Here is a 15,605-nt window from a genome sequence, read left to right on the forward strand (position 1 = left end):
GGGCGTCAAGGTGTAAAAACAGGTTTGATCTCTAAGTTACACAAAAGAAAACCCACCGAATCCTGGTGGAGGACGGCGGGTTTTGGGAGAAAAACGCGTATTTTAGCGCTTAACGGAAGAGTTCGCGGAAGAACCCACGGGTCTCTTTGCGGGCGTTGTCCGTCCAGTTCCAGGTCTTGCGGGCGGCGCGTTTGACGGCGCGGGCAGCGCGTTCGCCTTCGTCTTCTGGAGTGGTAGCTGTGCTGGGGACGCGTGGGGACCAGTCCTGGAAGGTGACAGCGCCGGTTTCTGCGGAGACGACGACGAACCCGACTTCATATCCTGTGTCATCTTTCAGCGCCATGCCCCACTCTGGGGTGCCGGTTTCGCTGCTGGTGGCCAATTGGTAGTCAATGCTGGCGAAGGTGGTCTGGGCGAGTGCTGCGGATTTAGCGGCGACCACTCGGGCATCGGCACTGCGGTAACGCAGTTTTGTGAAGTCGAGTGGGCGGGAGGGCACACGGTCTAGGATGCGGGTGCCTGCACCTGCGGGGGCAGCTTTCCAAAGAGCACCTTCGAGCTTGACGGAAATGCGGAGGATATCTTCTGGGCGAAAGGCATCGCGAGAGTAGGCAGTCCATTCCGTGGGCTCAGCGGTGGCCCCGGTGCCTTTCAAAAGGAGGAGGCTTTCGGCCGTGGCTGTGCCAAAGCTCTGGGCGACGGCTACGGGGACTTCAGGATTTGCCTGAAGGCCGGAAATGCCGGCAATAAAAAGAAAAGATAGGGATGAAAGGATGGTTTTCATGGTCGCAGAATCATAAGAACGCTGGCAAAATGAATCAAGACAGGTTTCTTCTTCTGAAGATCTCTGTTTTTTCCTGCTTGCGGCTGCTGCCTGTGTCCTGATAATGCGCGCCCTCGAATCACTCCCTCCTTATGAGCGCCGCTGCCCCTCCCGAATCTTCCTTTGAACAGGCCATGGACCGCCTGGAGGAGATCGTGGCGCTGATGGAGGGAGATCGCATGCCGCTGGATGAAATGGTCTCCAGCTATGAGGAAGGCATGGGCTTGCTGAAAGTCTGCCGACAAAGGATCGAGGTGGCGCGACGCCGGATCGAGATGATCACGGCCGATGCTGAGGGAAAGCCTGCATTGGCTCCTTTCGATCCCGCGACGGCGACTGAACTCCCTGAAGACAAGCCCCGCGCTACTGCTCCTGCACGCAAAAAGAAGCCTGCGGAGCCTGAGGAAGACACTGACGACATCCGACTTTTTTGACACCACGTGGATACCACCCTGCCCGCCATTATTTGCCCTGCTGATCTCAAAGCTCTGCCGCTGGAAAAACTGCCTGCGCTAGCTGAAAAGATCCGTGCCACTCTGATTGAGACCCTAAGCCAGACGGGGGGCCACCTTGGTCCTAACCTGGGCGTGGTCGAGCTCACCCTTGCTATGCATCGTGTGTTTGACACGCCGAAGGACAAATTTGTCTTCGACGTGGCTCACCAGGGGTATGTCCATAAGATGCTGACGGGCCGCTGGGATAAGATTCACACCATCCGCCAGTATGAAGGTCTGAATGGCTTTCTACTCCGCAGTGAGAGTGAGCATGATTGTTATGGAGCAGGCCATGCAGGTACAGCTCTGGGCGCTGCCCTGGGCATGGCCACTGCACGGGACCTGAAGGGGACCGATGAGCACGTGGTCTGCGTTTCTGGCGATGCGGCCTTTACCTGCGGCCCGGTGTTTGAGGCCCTGAATAACATTTCCTCTCACACGAAGCGCCTCATCACGGTGCTGAATGACAATGAGTGGAGCATTGATAAAAACGTCGGTGCCATCGCCAAATATTTCAACACCATCGCTACCCATCCTGGTTTTGCCAATCTGCATGACAAGGCGGCGAAGTTTGTGGAATTTGTCCTCGGCGACGGAGCCCGCAAACTGGCGGAGCGGGTGGAGAATTCGGCCAAAGGATTGCTGCTGCCGCAGAGCGAAGGTGCGCACAATCGTAGCACATTGTTTGAAGAATTTGGCATTCGTTATTATGGTCCTATCAATGGGCATGACCTGCCTTTGCTGATCCAAACGTTTGAGTTTTTGAAGACGCAGAATGAGCCGGTGATCCTGCACATCCTGACGGAGAAGGGGCGAGGTTATAAACCGGCTCTGGAAGATCCAGGTAAGTTCCACGGTCTGGGCAAGTATAACATCGAGACAGGTGAGGTGCAGGCCACGGATAAGCCGACCTACTCACAGATCTATGCGCGCACGGTGACGGACTTTGCCAAGGAAGATCAAAAGATCGTCGCCATCACGGCTGCGATGCCTGGCGGCACGGGGTTGATGGCCTTCAAGAAGGAGATTCCGGAGCGGTATTTTGACGTGGGCATTGCGGAAGAGCACGCGGCTCTTTTCGCCTGTGGCATGGCTGTCCAGGGACTGCGCCCTTTCCTAACCATTTATTCGACCTTCATGCAGCGGGCTGTGGACATGATCCTGCATGACATGGCCATCCAACATCTGCCGGTACGGCTTTGCATGGATCGTGGTGGTCTCAGCGGAGATGATGGCCCGACTCACCATGGTCTTTTCGACATCGCTTATCTTCGTGCGATTCCTGGCCTCGTGCACATGCAGCCGAAGGATGAGGATGAGTTTGTGGACATGCTGTGGACGATGGCCAACTACGACAAGGGGCCGATCGCCATCCGTTACCCTCGTGGCAATGGCCCGGGGATGACGCCCAAGGCGAAGCCACATCTTCTTGAAATCGGCAAAGCTGAAGTGGTGGCCGATGGTCACGACGTGGCCCTCATTGCCCTGGGCGACATGTTCGCAACGGCTGAATTGGCGAAGAAGGAACTGGAGGCCAAAGGATATTCCGTGGCGCTCATCAATCCGCGCTGGATTAAGCCTCTGGACCATGCCGTCATCGAAACCTATGCCCGCAAAGTGAAGGTGGTGTGCACTCTGGAAGACCATGTGCTGATGAATGGATTTGGCTGTTCTGTGATGGAGCAATTGGCCATTGCTGGCATCACCACGCCGGTGGTGCGAGTGGGTTGGCCGGATGAATTTGTCGAGCACGGCACGCCTGCCATCTTGCGCAAAAAACATGGCCTCACGGTGGAAAACACGGTGGCGCAGGTATTGAGTAAGTTGGCCTGATCTACCAAGCCCCTCGAGAATGTTTTGAAAAACCGCTGCCGGAAAACGACAGCGGTTTTTTAATGAACATAAGGCTCGAAGGTTGGGCGTGGAGGGTGCTTGAAGGTCGGAGCAGAAAAGGATGGGACTTTGGGCTACCGGGCCTGCCAGCGCCGCCACAGCACGCCCCAGAGCAGAATGGGCACGCTAGCGCTGAGGGCGATGGCCCAAGTGGGGCTGGCGTGCCCGAGATGGCCGATGGCGGCAAAGGCGAAGCCCAGGGGCAGGGAACCGCAGGCCAGGGACAGGACAAAGGTCCGCCAGGGCATACGTGTGAGGCCCGCCAGGCAGGCCACGGCCTCCGGCAGCACGGGGGCCCAGCGGGAGAGGGCCACTACCCAGCCGCCGCGCTGGGCAAAGAAGGCCTCGCCTTTCGCAAGCCCCACCTCCCCAGCGATCCAGCGTGCGGCGGGTCGCCCCAGGCCCCGGCACAGAGCATAGGCCAGCAGGCCGGATAAAAACGAGCCCGCCGCCGCGATGAGGCCGCCCCAGGCCCAGCCATACATCCAGCCCAGGGCGGACATGACGACGGTGCCAGGGATGGGTAGCACGATGTCGCTCATCAGCAGGGCCATGCCTGCCGCCCAGGCCCAGTGCCCGTATTGGCCCAGCCAAGTGCGGGTGCCCTCCAGGCTCAGCGTCTGGTCAAAGGCTGCGCCCCAGACCAGGAATGGCCCGATGATGCCGATGAGGATGAAAAGAATGAGGGCCCAAAAAGCGCCGGGACCGCGCGGTGACGTCATCCCGCATGAAGGCCCGCATTTCCCTGGGATGCAAGGGGGCGCTGCGGGGCGTGCAGTGGCTGTGAGCTCATTCATCATTTGCCATCTGGCCGTTTCAGGCCATTCGTAGTGAAAGACATGTCCTGTAAAATTGACCCCGCTCTGCACACGGAAAAAAAGCCCGACTGGATCCGTGTGAAGCTGCCCCGCGACCCCGTTTTCTGGAGCACTAAATCCCTGATTTCTGACCTGAAACTGCACACTGTCTGCGAAGAGGCCCAGTGCCCGAACCGCTGGGAATGCTGGAGCCAGGGCACGGCCACCTTCATGATCGCCGGTGACCGCTGCACCCGCGCCTGTGGCTTCTGTGCCGTCAAGACCGCCAAGCCTTTCGCCCTCGAGGCCGATGAACCGCAGCGCGTGGCCGCCGCCACTAAGCGGCTCGGTCTGAACCACGTCGTGATCACCGCGGTTGCCCGCGACGATGTGAAGGACGGCGGTGCCGAGCACTTTGCCCGCACCATCGAGGCTGTGCGCGAGGCCGTGCCGCACATCACCATCGAGATTCTGGTACCTGACTTCAATGAGAAGGAAGACTCGCTGGATGTGGTGATGCGCGCCCGCCCGCACATCTTCAATCACAACCTGGAAACCGTCGAGCGCCTGACCCCCCTCGTCCGCAGTCGCGCCCAGTATCATCGCAGCCTGAAGGTGCTGAAACGCGCCAAGCAGATCTCTCTGGACCTGGGCACCAAGTGCGCGACGAAAAGCGGCCTCATGCTCGGCCTCGGTGAAACGGAGACGGAACTCTTCCAGGCCATGGATGACCTGCTGGAGCACGACGTCACGGTGCTGACTCTGGGCCAATACTTGCGCCCCTCCCCGCAGCATCTCCCCGTCATCGAATACATCCACCCGGACACGTTCGAGAACTACAAAGAGATCGCCCGCAAAAAAGGCTTCCGCCACGTCGCCAGCGCCCCGCTCGTCCGCAGCTCCTATCATGCCGCCGACTTCAAGCCGGAGCTGGATGTGGAGTAGGGGTGGGAAATAGACAATCTAAAAACATGGGATAGCCGTGTTCCTATGGATCTAAGAAACTGGGTAAACCGGCTACATCTCTTCAGGGTAGTTTGGGCTATAGGTGGCCATGCAGGTGATGGCGACTCCCTGGATGTTGCCTATCGGTATCACAGTTCCGATGAGTTACTGAACTTCTTCCGCTTCCTCGGTCTTGAGCCCGTGGTCTATGCGGAGAAACCGCCACAGCCCGAGGTAGGGGTTCCTTATCCCGGGGATGTCTATGACCAGTTTCCCTTCCTGGTTCAAGGCACTGAATGGATTGAGCAACCGTCTCATTGCCAAGTCGCCGGTCAGGCCGTCTTCATATATGCCCATGGTGGTGAGGTCACTCTGGGCGTGCATGATGGTTTCGAAATTACCGACGCCGCCGTGGCTCGGGCGGAGATGCTCGAAAAGCTGCTGGAGAAGGCTCCGTTGGAGAGGATTGATCCACCCGTGGACAGTCGGCGATGCATCTGCCCGAAGCATCATCCAGAGTACTTCGAGTGATCTTTGAAAGAGGTGGGCTGGAGAGATCCAGCCGCAAAAGGATCTTCGATCCAAATTGTAATCGTCTTCAAGCACCCGCCCGATGATCTTGGGTAAACCGTTTAAACCTAACCATGTTTGCTTCCAGAATAGGCCGCATCACCCGGAAAGCGGGCCGGGTGGAGTTTGTCATCCATAACCGCTGGCCTTATGCGGCCATCCCTGCTTTTCTGGTCCTGTACTTAATCTGGTTGGGAGCAGGGGTGTTTATGCTGGGCGGCATCCTGGGTTTTGTGTCTCCGGAGACCATGACTCCGGTGACCCGGACATTTCTTTGCTTCTGGACCTTGGGCTGGGCGGTGCTCGGGGCACTGAGTTGCAAGGATGGTTACCGGAAGGCGTTCGTGCGGGTGGAAGGGGTGGCTGACAAGGACGGCCTTCGACTAGTGCGCCGTTCGATTCTAGGCCGCAAAACCTGGACCTATGCCTGGAGCCAGATTGATGGCGTCACAGAAGTGGTGATCGACGGCAAGTTTTACCGGCATGTCGCCCTCTACGTCGAAGGGAAGCATGTGGATCTCGACAGCCACCTGGAACCCAAGACTGCCCAGGCCCTGGTGAATGCTTTGGAGGATGTGAGGGAAGAGGCCTCTTCTTGAGGGGGGGAATGTGGTCTCTAAAATCCCTCATGTGGATGAACAGCCCTGCTTCTCCTCTGTCTGAAACTGGCGAGTTTGCCTGTCTCACCAGTATCCTTGTCTGAAATGAATCATCTCCTCATCCTCGTTCTGTTTCTCATCGGTAGCCTTGGCGCTCAAGCGGGAGAATACCGTTTCAGATGTCAGGGAGTAGTCACGGGCCTGTGCGATCTCATCTATGATGCGGAAGGGAGGGAAACGACGGTCAAACTCGATTTTGTGGATCATGAATCAGCGGCGGTTTTTCAGGCTCTTCAGAAGAAGCGGATCTATGGCACCAAGGGATTTGAAGACCACCAGGGAGTCAGGTGGGAGCAGGGCATCTTTCTTGTGGGTGAGTTCGCCTCTGAGAAGAAATGGACTCCATCGGCCCCCAACATGGCACAGAGTGAAGCCTATCGCGATTTCAAGGTGACGGGGGTCAAACTGGTTTTCCCTGTTTGGCGTTTTCAGGAATGTGAAGAAGTGGAGGATCCTTCAGCACGACCTGTATTTCTGGAAACTCACTTCAGCTTTGAATCGCTTTTTCCTCTGGGATTAAAGCATGCGGGAAAGCCGATTGATTGGAACAAACACACGGTTGTCAAAGGTTCTTGAAGGCTTGCCGGAGCAAGGCTGAGTGTGTGATAACCATTCGGAGCACTTTGCACAGCTTTCAGAGGTGGTTCGCCGACTGATCTCTGATTTTGGGCTGTGCAGTTCTTCCATCTCTGATAAGACTGGAAAACACGGTCCCTGATCCAATCACACGTTATGCCTGATCCCTCTGATTCCAATCCTCGGTCCTTGATGCTGGGGCTGGCCCTGGTGGGTTTGCTGGTCACGGGCCTTGCTGGGGGTGTGCATGCGTTTCTTTCGGCGTCGCCTTTTGGGCTTTGGGCCTCGGTGGGGGCTTTTGGTTTTCTGGCGCATCTGCTGGCGAAACAGAACCGGGCTTGATTCCCCTGAACTCTGGGCTGGTCAACAGGTGGATTTGGGTTTTTATGATGGCTCTGATGCCGCCTTGCCGGGTCTTTTTAGATCCGGGAGTCTGCGTTGCTACGATCCCTTTCCGCCATGTCTTCGACGCATTCTTTGAACTCTGTGGTCAGCACCGGGCGTGTGCTGCCAGCCAGTCCCCAACAGGTCTTCGCCGCCTTTCAGCAGCCGGATCGGCTGGCGCAGTGGTGGGGACCGGAGGGGTTTACGAACACGTTTGAGCGGTTCGAATTTGAGCCGGACGGCCAGTGGGTCTTTATGATGCATGCGCCGAATGGGGCGAACTATCCGAATGAGAGTTTCTTCCGGGAGATCGTGCCGGATGAGAAGATCGTGATCGAGCATGTGGTGAAGCCCTGGTTTCGGCTGACGGTGACGCTGACCCCGCAGGGGGAGCACACGCATCTGGCCTGGGACCAGGAATTTGAAAGCCCCGAATTTGCCGAGCGGATGCGGCCGCTGAGTGACACGGCCAATGAGCAGGTGCTGGATCGGCTGCAGGCGCTGCTGGCGGGGGGGGGAGTGGCCTAACCAAGTGGTTCAAAAAAATCATGAAAAGCATTGAGGCTAAAAAGAAGCTGTCAGCGCAACTGCGTGAGGAGCAGTTGGCCACGCTGGAGACCCGTTTTGAAAAGAACCTAAAGCGCCATCCGGGAATGGAATGGGCCCAGGTGAAGGCCCGGCTTGAAGCCAAGGCGGAGAAGCTGTGGTCCCTGCATGAGATGGAAAGCACTGGCGGTGAACCGGATGTGGTGGGGCACGATGCGAAGACGGGGGAGTATGTCTTTTTCGATTGCTCGGCAGAGAGTCCCAAAGGCCGTGTGAGTTTGTGTTACGATCGCGAGGCGCTGGATTCGCGGAAGGAACACAAGCCCAAGGACAATGCGGTGGACGTGGCCGAGGCCATGGGCATCGAGCTTTTGACTGAGGAGGAGTATCGGGATCTGCAGAAGCTGGGTAGCTTTGATATGAAGACCTCGAGCTGGGTGCAGGCCCCGGCGGACATCCGCAAGCTGGGCGGTGCCCTCTTCGGCGACCGCCGCTTTGGCCGCGTCTTCATCTACCTACAACGGCGCGCAGTCCTACTACAACGCGCGCGGCTTTCGCGGTTCGCTGAGGTTGTGAGGGGAAGTTGCAACCGATCCTTTGATATGAAGCCTTCTGTTTTGAGCGTTTTAAATCATTGTGGAACCCACCGTAAAGATTGAATCCTTGAATTGCGAAGGATTGCTGGATTGCATTCATTTTTCAATTCTCGCCAAGTCTTCGGCAAACGAGGGGGAAAGACGTTCCCCCTCTCCCCGCTTGCGGGGAGAGGCCAGCAACTGTGTTATGAAGCAAGCTTGATTTCAGGATTTTTGAGGGCTGCCTTTGCGGACGGACTTTCTGCGTGCTGCGACCACCCCCTCACCTTGGCCTCATCCCCCGATTCTTGGGGGAGAGGGAACGCGCTTTTGGAAGCTCTGTATGAAAGATCGAACGAGGTGTGAACCGCCCAGAAGTTTACACTGTATAGACGGGATATATCCTTCATCCTATCTCTTCAATTTTGATCTCTTCGACTATTTTCTGGAAACCCGGCAGGAAGCGTGAAGGGTGGGATCTTCTGACATCAACCTCACCATGACACCGCCCGCTTTTCAACGACGAACGAGGTATTTGTTAGGCCTGACGGTGTGCTGGGTATTCTTTGCGCTTTTGAAGCTGTATGATGATTACGATGGGTTCACTTCGGTCATGGGGGCACCGATTGTGGCCACGGTGCTGACGGTGCTAGTGTTTCCGGTGGTGGTGCTGCTGGGGCAGGGGTTGCGCTTTCATGCCCTGGGGCGGTGCTGGTATGGGAACCCGAAGGTGGCTGTGCTGCTGCTGACGGTCTGCCTGGTGCTTCTGCTCTATGGGGAATCCATGGGGCTGACCCAGACGGTCTATGAAGAGGTGGATGAGGTGACGCGGTCGCGGCTTCCTGCGGTGGTGAGCATCCCTGCTTTCCTTGGTTTCCTTTTTGCGGTGACTTATTGGCCAGGACGGCAGGTGGGGGAAAGTAGAAGGAAGGAAAGTGGAAAGTTGAAATGATGAGGTAGAGAATGGGTGGCTGTCTGGGGGCTTCGAGGGTTCCAAACCAGACGGATAATTTGGCGAAGTTGTTTTGAGATGAGATCGAAGTGGGTTTGCGCCAAACACATCCGTCCTACGGGTCAGCAGCCTGGAGGTGGTTAGGTGGTGGGCTATTTTACAACGTCAGCAGGATTGCAGTGTCTGGTGAATGTAGGTTTGGAGTGTTGCGGCCTGGAGTTCTGTTTAACTATATGAAATCATCTGAATCGGGAGAGTCCTCACACAATCTGCTGGCCTTGTGGGTAGTGGCGGGTGTGGAAGCGCTGATGATCCTCGCAGGCACGGCCTACAATGCCTATGAGGTACGGCGCAACAGTGAGCTGGTGCAGCGCAAGCTGGAGGGCCTGACGCAATACACGACGGCGCAGGGGCAGAAGCTGGACCGCATGACGACGGCGCTGGAGGTGTACTTGGGCAAGAAATTTTCGCCGGATGAAAAGGCGGCGGTCACGCCTGCTGGGGAACCTGCGGCTAGCGGTGAGAGGATTGACAAGGCGATCCAGTTTCTCGAAGGTTTGAAGAAGCCTGCGGGGACTCCCTGAGATCTGCGGTGCAAGACTGCCGAGTGAGCATGAAAGAGAGCCTTCATTTTCGATGTGTGATCCAAGAGAATGCGCGGCGCATCAATCAGATGCGTGAACGCATTCATGAGACCTTTGCACGGCGGAGCGAGGGGCGTGAGGCCTGGGAGGCGTGGAGCCGTGCCTGTGCGGAATTCAGGCAAGAGTATGAGGCGCTGGCTTTTCCGGGCGGCTTTGAATCGGGATTGAGGCGGCTGGAGGCGGGGGAGGAGAGGGCCATCGAGGAGGCTCTGGCCTTTGTGGAGGTGCGGCCGTATTTCTTTCGTTCGCAATACATGCATCAGAAACTGGTGCCGCGTCTCAAACGGGCGATATTGTCATCACGGCAGGCAGAGAGGTTTCACGCGGTGATGGAGCGGCTGCGGCGGCAGGGGTGGGGCTAGTCTGGTCTAACCAAAGGTGAGGTGTGTTTTTTTGACTGGCTGGGCGGATTCTGTAATGAGGGCTTAGCGGCTGGCCGGAATTGTTTAAGACGGTGCGGCACCTCCTGATTCCTGAGGAAACCGATCCGACATGATTTCTCCGGTGAGCAAAGGCCGTGATCTGGCGTTGGTAGTGCAGGGCCTTCAGGGGCTTGGGCGGAGTGTGGCGAGTTCTCGGTGTTGTTATCTACCCAGCGGATTATGAGGCTATCTTCTGTGTGTGGTTGTCGCGTCGCTGCTGCGTTAAGCTGTGCCATGACCTACCTTTGATTTTACTTTTTCTTGGTCAGCAGCTCGCGCAGGATCAAGTTTGGAAATCGTCTGCTGGGAGTAATGGCGTAGAAGGTTTCTTTGATTTGGGGAAAGTGATGCCTTTCCACCAAGGTGCCATTTTCCAGTTCGTCTTTGACCACGACAGGGGGCACCAGCGTGACTCCTTTTGTTTCACGGGCCATCAGTCGTAGCATGGCCATATCATCCACTTCTGCTGCGATGATGGGGCGAATTCCCGTCTGGTCCATCAGCACATCAAAGGCGGTTCGTATGCTGCTTTCGAGGCTGGGTAGCACGATGGGGGTTGTTTTTAAATCATCGGGAAAACGAAAGGGCTTCATTCTCCGGGTTTTGTGGCCGACGAGGCTGACCGACTGCTCATCCAGGAGGTGGCTGTGCCAGCCTGTTTCCGCGTCGCGACGCACGGGTGTGTTGGACAGGACGACATCGAGGGTGTGATTCTGGAGCTGCATCAAGAGTTCCCGCAGGGTACCGGAATGGATGATCAATTCCACTTCCTCACGCCCGATCAGAGGGCGAAGAAAGGTGAGCTGGAAATTGCGCGAGAGATTGGCGACTGCGCCTACCCGTAGGAAGCTGCGGCTGCGGCTGGCACGATTTTGTAGGAGGTCGGCCAGCTCTTCGCCGCTGCGGAAGATGGAGTCTGCATACTCCAGGGCGATGCGGCCGGACTCCGTCAGCACCAGGGCTTTGTGTTTACGCTCAAAGAGAGACTGGCCGAGATTTTCCTCCAGGCTGCGCAACTGCACGCTGAGTGCGGACTGGGAGATTTTTAAATGTCGGGCTGCCTTTGTCAGGCTGCCCTCGGTGGCAATGGCGCGGAAGTAACGAAGGTGGTGGTAGTTTAAGAATGACATGAATTTATGCTTTTAACAAAACGAACGATCAATGCCAAAACATGAATTGGAGCGAAGTGAGAATTTGCGGGAGAGGTTGGCCGTCACCTCACTTCATCTTATCTTATGCAGCACCTAGCCCTATTGTTTCCGCACCTGCTTGAATGTCCTGAATGGTTTGCGCTGATTTTGCTTTTTGTTATGGCGGCGGTCCTCGTTCTGATGCGGGAGGGAAGACAAGCTGCGGAAGGGGCGGCGTTGTTGGCACGCCTTTACTTTGCAGGGGCTGTGGTATTCGGGGGCATGGTGCTGCTGGCAGGATCGATGCGGATTGAAATCGCGGCTTATGGACCTGCGAAGCTGGCGTTTTTAGTGGATCCTCTTTCTGTCACTCTGTTAGCACTCGTGAGTTTTTTGGGGCTGGTGGTGACGCGCTTCTCCATCCATTATCTGGATGGAGATCCCGGCCAGGCGAGGTTTTCGCGCTGGCTTGTTCTCACTTTGAGTTGTGTGCTGATATTGGCTGTGTCGAGCAATCTACTCATGTTCACGTTGGCATGGATCGGGACAAGCCTTTGCTTGCATCAGTTGCTGACGTTCTACCGCGAGAGACCAGCGGCTTTGCTAGCTGCGCGGAAGAAATTTTACCTCAGTCGGCTGGCAGATCTATGCATGCTGGGTGCACTGGTGCTTGTCTGGCAGGGATATGGCACCTGGGAATTTCATGAGCTGTTTGCCCATCCTGTGGGGCCGCATTCGGGTGGCATTGCTGGTTTGTTCGTGGCTGCGGCCACGCTGAAGTCTGCCCAGTTTCCTTTTCACTCCTGGTTGCCGGACACGCTGGAGACCCCTACACCCGTCTCTGCACTGATGCATGCGGGCATCATCAATGCGGGAGGGTTTCTCATCGTGAGGTTAAGCCCGCTGATCATCCAGTCACCGACGGCACTCAACGTGCTTGCTCTAACGGGAGCGGTGACGGCTTTGTTAGGCTCGGTCGTCATGATGACTCAGACGAGTATTAAGAAGTCGCTCGCCTGGTCCACTGTGGCACAGATGGGCTTCATGATGTTGCAATGTGGTCTGGGTGCTTTTGCCCTGGCGATCATGCATCTGGTGGCGCACTCGCTTTACAAGGCCCATGCGTTTCTCAGCAGTGGAAGTGTGGTGGGCATGGTTAAGTCCGCCTGGACTCCCGTGGGCAGGCCTGCGGCACATCCCTGGGTCATCCTGGGGGCGCTGGTTGCGGCTGGGGTAATCGGGATAGGGGTGGCGCTATCACCCGGACTGAAGGTGGAGATGGCCCCTGGGCGGATGCTGCTGGTGGCTGTCTTTATCATGGCCTTGGCCCACCTGCTGTGGACTCTGTGGAGCAGCAGCCTGAGGGGGGGGCTGGTAGTCCGAGGATTACTCCTGGCGCTGGCGACCACGGTGGCTTGCTTCGCCATCCACGGCGTTTTCGAGCAGTGGCTGCATGAAACGATACCCGCCTACATGCCGCCACGTGGGAGCCTGGAATATGGGATGATGGCCCTACTGGCCCTGTTCTTCTTTGCGGTGCTCTTCCTCCAGACACAACTACCAACCTGGGGCACGCACCCAACCATGGCACGTCTGTATGTGCATGCCAGCAACGGTTTTTACCTGGGGGCAATTTTCAATCGGCTCATTCAAAAAATCATCGCCTAACTTCTCTTCATGAATACCACACTCGACCCCATGACTGCCTCTTCCAAGACTCTCTGCTCATCCAGCCTAACCACAGACGGTAAGTTAGTCTGGCTCACCCACGCCCGCAGGGCATGCAAACGCATTCCACCACTGTGGCCGCTACAAAGCTTCGTGGCGGTGAACCCATTTGTCGGCCTCACGGACCGGCCTTTTGTTGAAGTGTGTGAGCTGATGCAGCGAGTCACAAAGGGGGGCATGCTGATGAGTGTGGAATACTTCCGCCAGCAGTTTGCGAGTGGGAGAATCAACTCTCGTGATTTGGAGGAGGCACTGGCACGTTCGGATTCCGAGCTTACGGTGGCTCAACTTCTCGGCTGGCTGAAGCAACCTGAGATGGATCCTGGAGCGGGTATCCAAAGTGTGGCTGAAATTGCCACGGCATCCTCAAAGAAAAACTGGAGTGACTTCGTCACACAGGAAGTATCCAAATGGTGTGCCTGCTATTGTGACGAAGGCCAGGCAGCCTGGCGAATGCCCTGGAAAAACCAGCCACTCTACACGGCCTGGAAAAAGGCCTATGCGATTGATGCCACACCTAGGTTGCTCGGCCTTGGCGGGATTCATCAAGTCCTCAATGAACTCCCAGACAAGTCCTGTGAGGCCATCCCTGTGATGCTCGATACCCTGGCTGTAAATGCCGATAAGGTGGAGGACTATCTGCATCGTCTGCTGATGACGTTGCCTGGGTGGAGCAGTTATTTGCAGTATCAAGCTGGCAGACAGGGGATGTGTAAGGATTCATTGTTAGACCTGCTTGCCGTCCTGCTGGTCTTTGAGGTGACTTTGATGAAACAATTTAAGACCAGTGGCATTCATGAAACATGGTTCCATGCACTGACCGGGGTGAAGCCAGAGACGGGGCTCATGATCCAAAAGCAGACGTTGTGGCACACGGCGCTGGAGATCGGCTTTCAGCGGGAGTTGTGCGGCCAATTTAAAAAAGCACCTCAAGACAGGATGACGCCAGGAAAAGCCCGCCCTGCTGTCCAGGCGGTCTTCTGCATTGATGTGCGCTCTGAGGTCATGCGCAGGTCATTGGAATGCGTCTCTGCTGAAGTGGAAACCTTGGGGTTTGCTGGCTTCTTTGGGATGCCTATTGAGCATGTGCCTCTGGGCCAGAGGCATGCGGAATCTCGGCTGCCGGTGCTGATTGCGCCTAAATATCGCGTGAGAGAGCAGCCGGTATGTGCGACGCCCGAAGAAGAGCGTCTTGTTCGCGTCAAGCAACAGATGGCGAGGTGCACCGCATATTCGTGGAATGCTTTTAGAACCTCTGCGGTGAGCAGTTTCAGCTTTGTGGAGGCAGCGGGAGTGAGCTACGCCTGGCATCTGCTGAGGGACAGTTTTCAATGGGGACCTTGGGTGGACAAAACGAAAGAGAGCTGCTGCACGGAGTTGATCTTAAACTCGCCCAATAGTCTGCCGAACAATCCTCGGGATACCTCCTTCAAAGCCGGGGGAATCCCCTGGGACGATCAGGTGCAGCTTGCTCTGGCCGCTCTGAAAAACATGGGGCTGACGGAAAACTTCGCCAGGCTGGTGGTGCTTTGCGGTCATGGCAGCAACACGAAGAATAATCCGTATGCTGCGGGGCTGGATTGCGGTGCGTGCGGCGGTCATGCAGGGGATATCAATGCGCGAGTTGCGACGACTATTCTGAACGAGGCATCTGTTCGCAGGGCTTTGGAAAAAGAAGGTTTCTTTATTCCCTGTGACACTTACTTCATCGCAGCTCTCCATGACACGACCACGGATGTAGTTAGGCTGCTTGATGCAGAAAAGGTCCCGCCTTCACATGAATTGGATGTTCAGCAGCTCCGGCTTTGGTTTGCCGATGCGACACGGCGCTGTCGTGACGAACGCGCCCCGAGTCTCGGCATCTATGAGAAAGGGGGGCTTCAGGTTGAAAACCTCATCATCGAACGTAGCCGCGACTGGTCGCAAGTGCGGCCCGAATGGGGACTGGTGAACAATGCTGCCTTTATCGTGGCCCCACGTGCTCGCACTCAGGCGTTAAATCTCCATGGCCGGGTCTTCCTGCATAACTATGACCACCAAAGCGATAGCACAGGTAGCACGCTAGAACTCATCATGACCGCGCCCATGATTGTCACGAGCTGGATCAACTTGCAATACTTCGCCAGCACGGTGAACCATCGTCTCTGGGGGAGCGGCAGTAAGGTCACCCATAATGTGGTAGGCACTTTCGGTGTTCAGCAGGGGAATGGCGGTGATTTGCAGTCTGGGCTGCCGATCCAAAGCTTGCACAATGGAGATGCATGGATGCATGAACCTCTGCGTCTCAGCGTCTTCATTGAAGCACCCCGCGTGAATATTGAGCATGTCCTGGCCAAACACGAGAATGTGCGGCAGCTCGTCAACCACGGTTGGCTGCATCTCTATGCCCTGGAAGAAGAGGGGAAAATAATCTCCCGTCGGGATTTGAACGGAAATTGGCAAATGGCCTAACGTCGAGTGTGCTTGA

The 15,605-nt window shown here is 56.5% G+C and carries 16 protein-coding genes and 1 pseudogene; 14 read left to right on the forward strand and 3 right to left on the reverse strand.

Translation table 11 applies throughout. The features are described 5' to 3' along the window. Positions 1–109: 109 nt before the first annotated feature. Positions 110–784, reverse strand: a complete 675-nt coding sequence (locus tag HNQ64_RS07680) for a hypothetical protein (RefSeq protein ID WP_184207128.1) — start codon at positions 782–784, stop codon at positions 110–112. 131 nt (positions 785–915) lie between these two features. Here HNQ64_RS07680 and xseB point away from each other — a divergent pair, with 131 nt between their 5' ends. Both xseB and dxs read left to right on the forward strand, forming a co-directional pair. Beyond that, positions 916–1,257 (forward strand): exodeoxyribonuclease VII small subunit, encoded by a 342-nt coding sequence (xseB, locus tag HNQ64_RS07685; protein ID WP_184207130.1) that lies wholly within the window; start codon positions 916–918, stop codon positions 1,255–1,257. 6 nt (positions 1,258–1,263) lie between these two features. Continuing rightward, a complete protein-coding gene (gene dxs, locus HNQ64_RS07690) occupies positions 1,264–3,150 on the forward strand; it encodes a 1-deoxy-D-xylulose-5-phosphate synthase (protein ID WP_184207131.1) in 1,887 nt (628 codons plus the stop codon). A gap of 134 nt (positions 3,151–3,284) precedes the next feature. Here the strand turns inward: dxs and HNQ64_RS07695 are convergent, their stop codons facing one another. Continuing rightward, positions 3,285–3,932, reverse strand: a complete 648-nt coding sequence (locus HNQ64_RS07695) for a TVP38/TMEM64 family protein (protein WP_184207133.1) — start codon at positions 3,930–3,932, stop codon at positions 3,285–3,287. 117 nt (positions 3,933–4,049) lie between these two features. On the opposite strand from HNQ64_RS07695, the gene lipA reads away from it, so the two are divergent. The 10 genes and pseudogenes from lipA to HNQ64_RS07745 all read left to right on the forward strand — a co-directional run bounded on the left by lipA (position 4,050) and on the right by HNQ64_RS07745 (position 10,220). After that, the gene (gene lipA, locus HNQ64_RS07700; protein WP_184207135.1) at positions 4,050–4,952 is read left to right on the forward strand and encodes a lipoyl synthase; all 903 of its coding nucleotides are present in this window, start codon (positions 4,050–4,052) and stop codon (positions 4,950–4,952) included. 45 nt (positions 4,953–4,997) lie between these two features. Next, positions 4,998–5,483 carry a hypothetical protein gene (locus tag HNQ64_RS07705; protein WP_184207137.1) on the forward strand — a complete coding sequence of 162 codons (486 nt, stop codon included), beginning with the start codon at positions 4,998–5,000 and terminating at the stop codon, positions 5,481–5,483. 113 nt (positions 5,484–5,596) lie between these two features. Further along, positions 5,597–6,121 carry a hypothetical protein gene (locus HNQ64_RS07710; RefSeq protein WP_184207139.1) on the forward strand — a complete coding sequence of 175 codons (525 nt, stop codon included), beginning with the start codon at positions 5,597–5,599 and terminating at the stop codon, positions 6,119–6,121. Between the two features lie 105 nt (positions 6,122–6,226). Beyond that, complete coding sequence (locus tag HNQ64_RS07715; RefSeq protein WP_184207141.1) at positions 6,227–6,757, forward strand: hypothetical protein; 531 nt, start codon at positions 6,227–6,229, stop codon at positions 6,755–6,757. 156 nt (positions 6,758–6,913) lie between these two features. Continuing rightward, complete coding sequence (locus HNQ64_RS07720) at positions 6,914–7,099, forward strand: hypothetical protein (RefSeq protein WP_184207143.1); 186 nt, start codon at positions 6,914–6,916, stop codon at positions 7,097–7,099. A gap of 117 nt (positions 7,100–7,216) precedes the next feature. Continuing rightward, positions 7,217–7,669 (forward strand): SRPBCC domain-containing protein, encoded by a 453-nt coding sequence (locus tag HNQ64_RS07725; protein WP_184207151.1) that lies wholly within the window; start codon positions 7,217–7,219, stop codon positions 7,667–7,669. Between the two features lie 20 nt (positions 7,670–7,689). Then, positions 7,690–8,263: pseudogene (locus HNQ64_RS07730) on the forward strand (DUF4256 domain-containing protein). Positions 8,264–8,761: 498 nt separating this feature from the next. Continuing rightward, positions 8,762–9,214 carry a hypothetical protein gene (locus HNQ64_RS07735; protein ID WP_184207153.1) on the forward strand — a complete coding sequence of 151 codons (453 nt, stop codon included), beginning with the start codon at positions 8,762–8,764 and terminating at the stop codon, positions 9,212–9,214. A gap of 233 nt (positions 9,215–9,447) precedes the next feature. Continuing rightward, the gene (locus HNQ64_RS07740; RefSeq protein WP_184207155.1) at positions 9,448–9,798 is read left to right on the forward strand and encodes a hypothetical protein; all 351 of its coding nucleotides are present in this window, start codon (positions 9,448–9,450) and stop codon (positions 9,796–9,798) included. Positions 9,799–9,827: 29 nt separating this feature from the next. After that, positions 9,828–10,220: a hypothetical protein gene (locus HNQ64_RS07745; protein WP_184207157.1), complete on the forward strand. Its 393-nt coding sequence runs from the start codon at positions 9,828–9,830 to the stop codon at positions 10,218–10,220. A gap of 311 nt (positions 10,221–10,531) precedes the next feature. On the opposite strand, the gene HNQ64_RS07750 is transcribed toward HNQ64_RS07745, so the two are convergent. After that, on the reverse strand, positions 10,532–11,410 hold the full coding sequence (locus tag HNQ64_RS07750; RefSeq protein ID WP_184207159.1) for a LysR family transcriptional regulator: 879 nt from the start codon (positions 11,408–11,410) through the stop codon (positions 10,532–10,534). A 105-nt stretch (positions 11,411–11,515) separates the two neighbouring features. Between HNQ64_RS07750 and HNQ64_RS07755 the strand changes: the two genes are divergently transcribed. Next, positions 11,516–13,078, forward strand: a complete 1,563-nt coding sequence (locus HNQ64_RS07755) for a proton-conducting transporter transmembrane domain-containing protein (RefSeq protein WP_221305374.1) — start codon at positions 11,516–11,518, stop codon at positions 13,076–13,078. 9 nt (positions 13,079–13,087) lie between these two features. After that, positions 13,088–15,589 (forward strand): YbcC family protein, encoded by a 2,502-nt coding sequence (locus tag HNQ64_RS07760; RefSeq protein ID WP_184207163.1) that lies wholly within the window; start codon positions 13,088–13,090, stop codon positions 15,587–15,589. Positions 15,590–15,605: the final 16 nt, after the last annotated feature.

This window comes from Prosthecobacter dejongeii (genome assembly GCF_014203045.1).
Classification (GTDB): domain Bacteria; phylum Verrucomicrobiota; class Verrucomicrobiia; order Verrucomicrobiales; family Verrucomicrobiaceae; genus Prosthecobacter; species Prosthecobacter dejongeii.

Coding starts and splice junctions, on each gene's coding strand:
- HNQ64_RS07755 (WP_221305374.1), top strand. CDS start 11,516: ATGCAGCACCTAGCCCTATTGTTTCCGCACCTGCTTGAATGTCCTGAA.
- xseB (WP_184207130.1), top strand. CDS start 916: ATGAGCGCCGCTGCCCCTCCCGAATCTTCCTTTGAACAGGCCATGGAC.
- HNQ64_RS07695 (WP_184207133.1), bottom strand. CDS start 3,932: ATGACGTCACCGCGCGGTCCCGGCGCTTTTTGGGCCCTCATTCTTTTC.
- HNQ64_RS07705 (WP_184207137.1), top strand. CDS start 4,998: ATGGATCTAAGAAACTGGGTAAACCGGCTACATCTCTTCAGGGTAGTT.
- HNQ64_RS07680 (WP_184207128.1), bottom strand. CDS start 784: ATGAAAACCATCCTTTCATCCCTATCTTTTCTTTTTATTGCCGGCATT.
- HNQ64_RS07725 (WP_184207151.1), top strand. CDS start 7,217: ATGTCTTCGACGCATTCTTTGAACTCTGTGGTCAGCACCGGGCGTGTG.
- HNQ64_RS07760 (WP_184207163.1), top strand. CDS start 13,088: ATGAATACCACACTCGACCCCATGACTGCCTCTTCCAAGACTCTCTGC.
- HNQ64_RS07740 (WP_184207155.1), top strand. CDS start 9,448: ATGAAATCATCTGAATCGGGAGAGTCCTCACACAATCTGCTGGCCTTG.
- HNQ64_RS07720 (WP_184207143.1), top strand. CDS start 6,914: ATGCCTGATCCCTCTGATTCCAATCCTCGGTCCTTGATGCTGGGGCTG.
- lipA (WP_184207135.1), top strand. CDS start 4,050: ATGTCCTGTAAAATTGACCCCGCTCTGCACACGGAAAAAAAGCCCGAC.
- HNQ64_RS07735 (WP_184207153.1), top strand. CDS start 8,762: ATGACACCGCCCGCTTTTCAACGACGAACGAGGTATTTGTTAGGCCTG.
- HNQ64_RS07745 (WP_184207157.1), top strand. CDS start 9,828: ATGAAAGAGAGCCTTCATTTTCGATGTGTGATCCAAGAGAATGCGCGG.
- HNQ64_RS07710 (WP_184207139.1), top strand. CDS start 5,597: ATGTTTGCTTCCAGAATAGGCCGCATCACCCGGAAAGCGGGCCGGGTG.
- HNQ64_RS07715 (WP_184207141.1), top strand. CDS start 6,227: ATGAATCATCTCCTCATCCTCGTTCTGTTTCTCATCGGTAGCCTTGGC.
- HNQ64_RS07750 (WP_184207159.1), bottom strand. CDS start 11,410: ATGTCATTCTTAAACTACCACCACCTTCGTTACTTCCGCGCCATTGCC.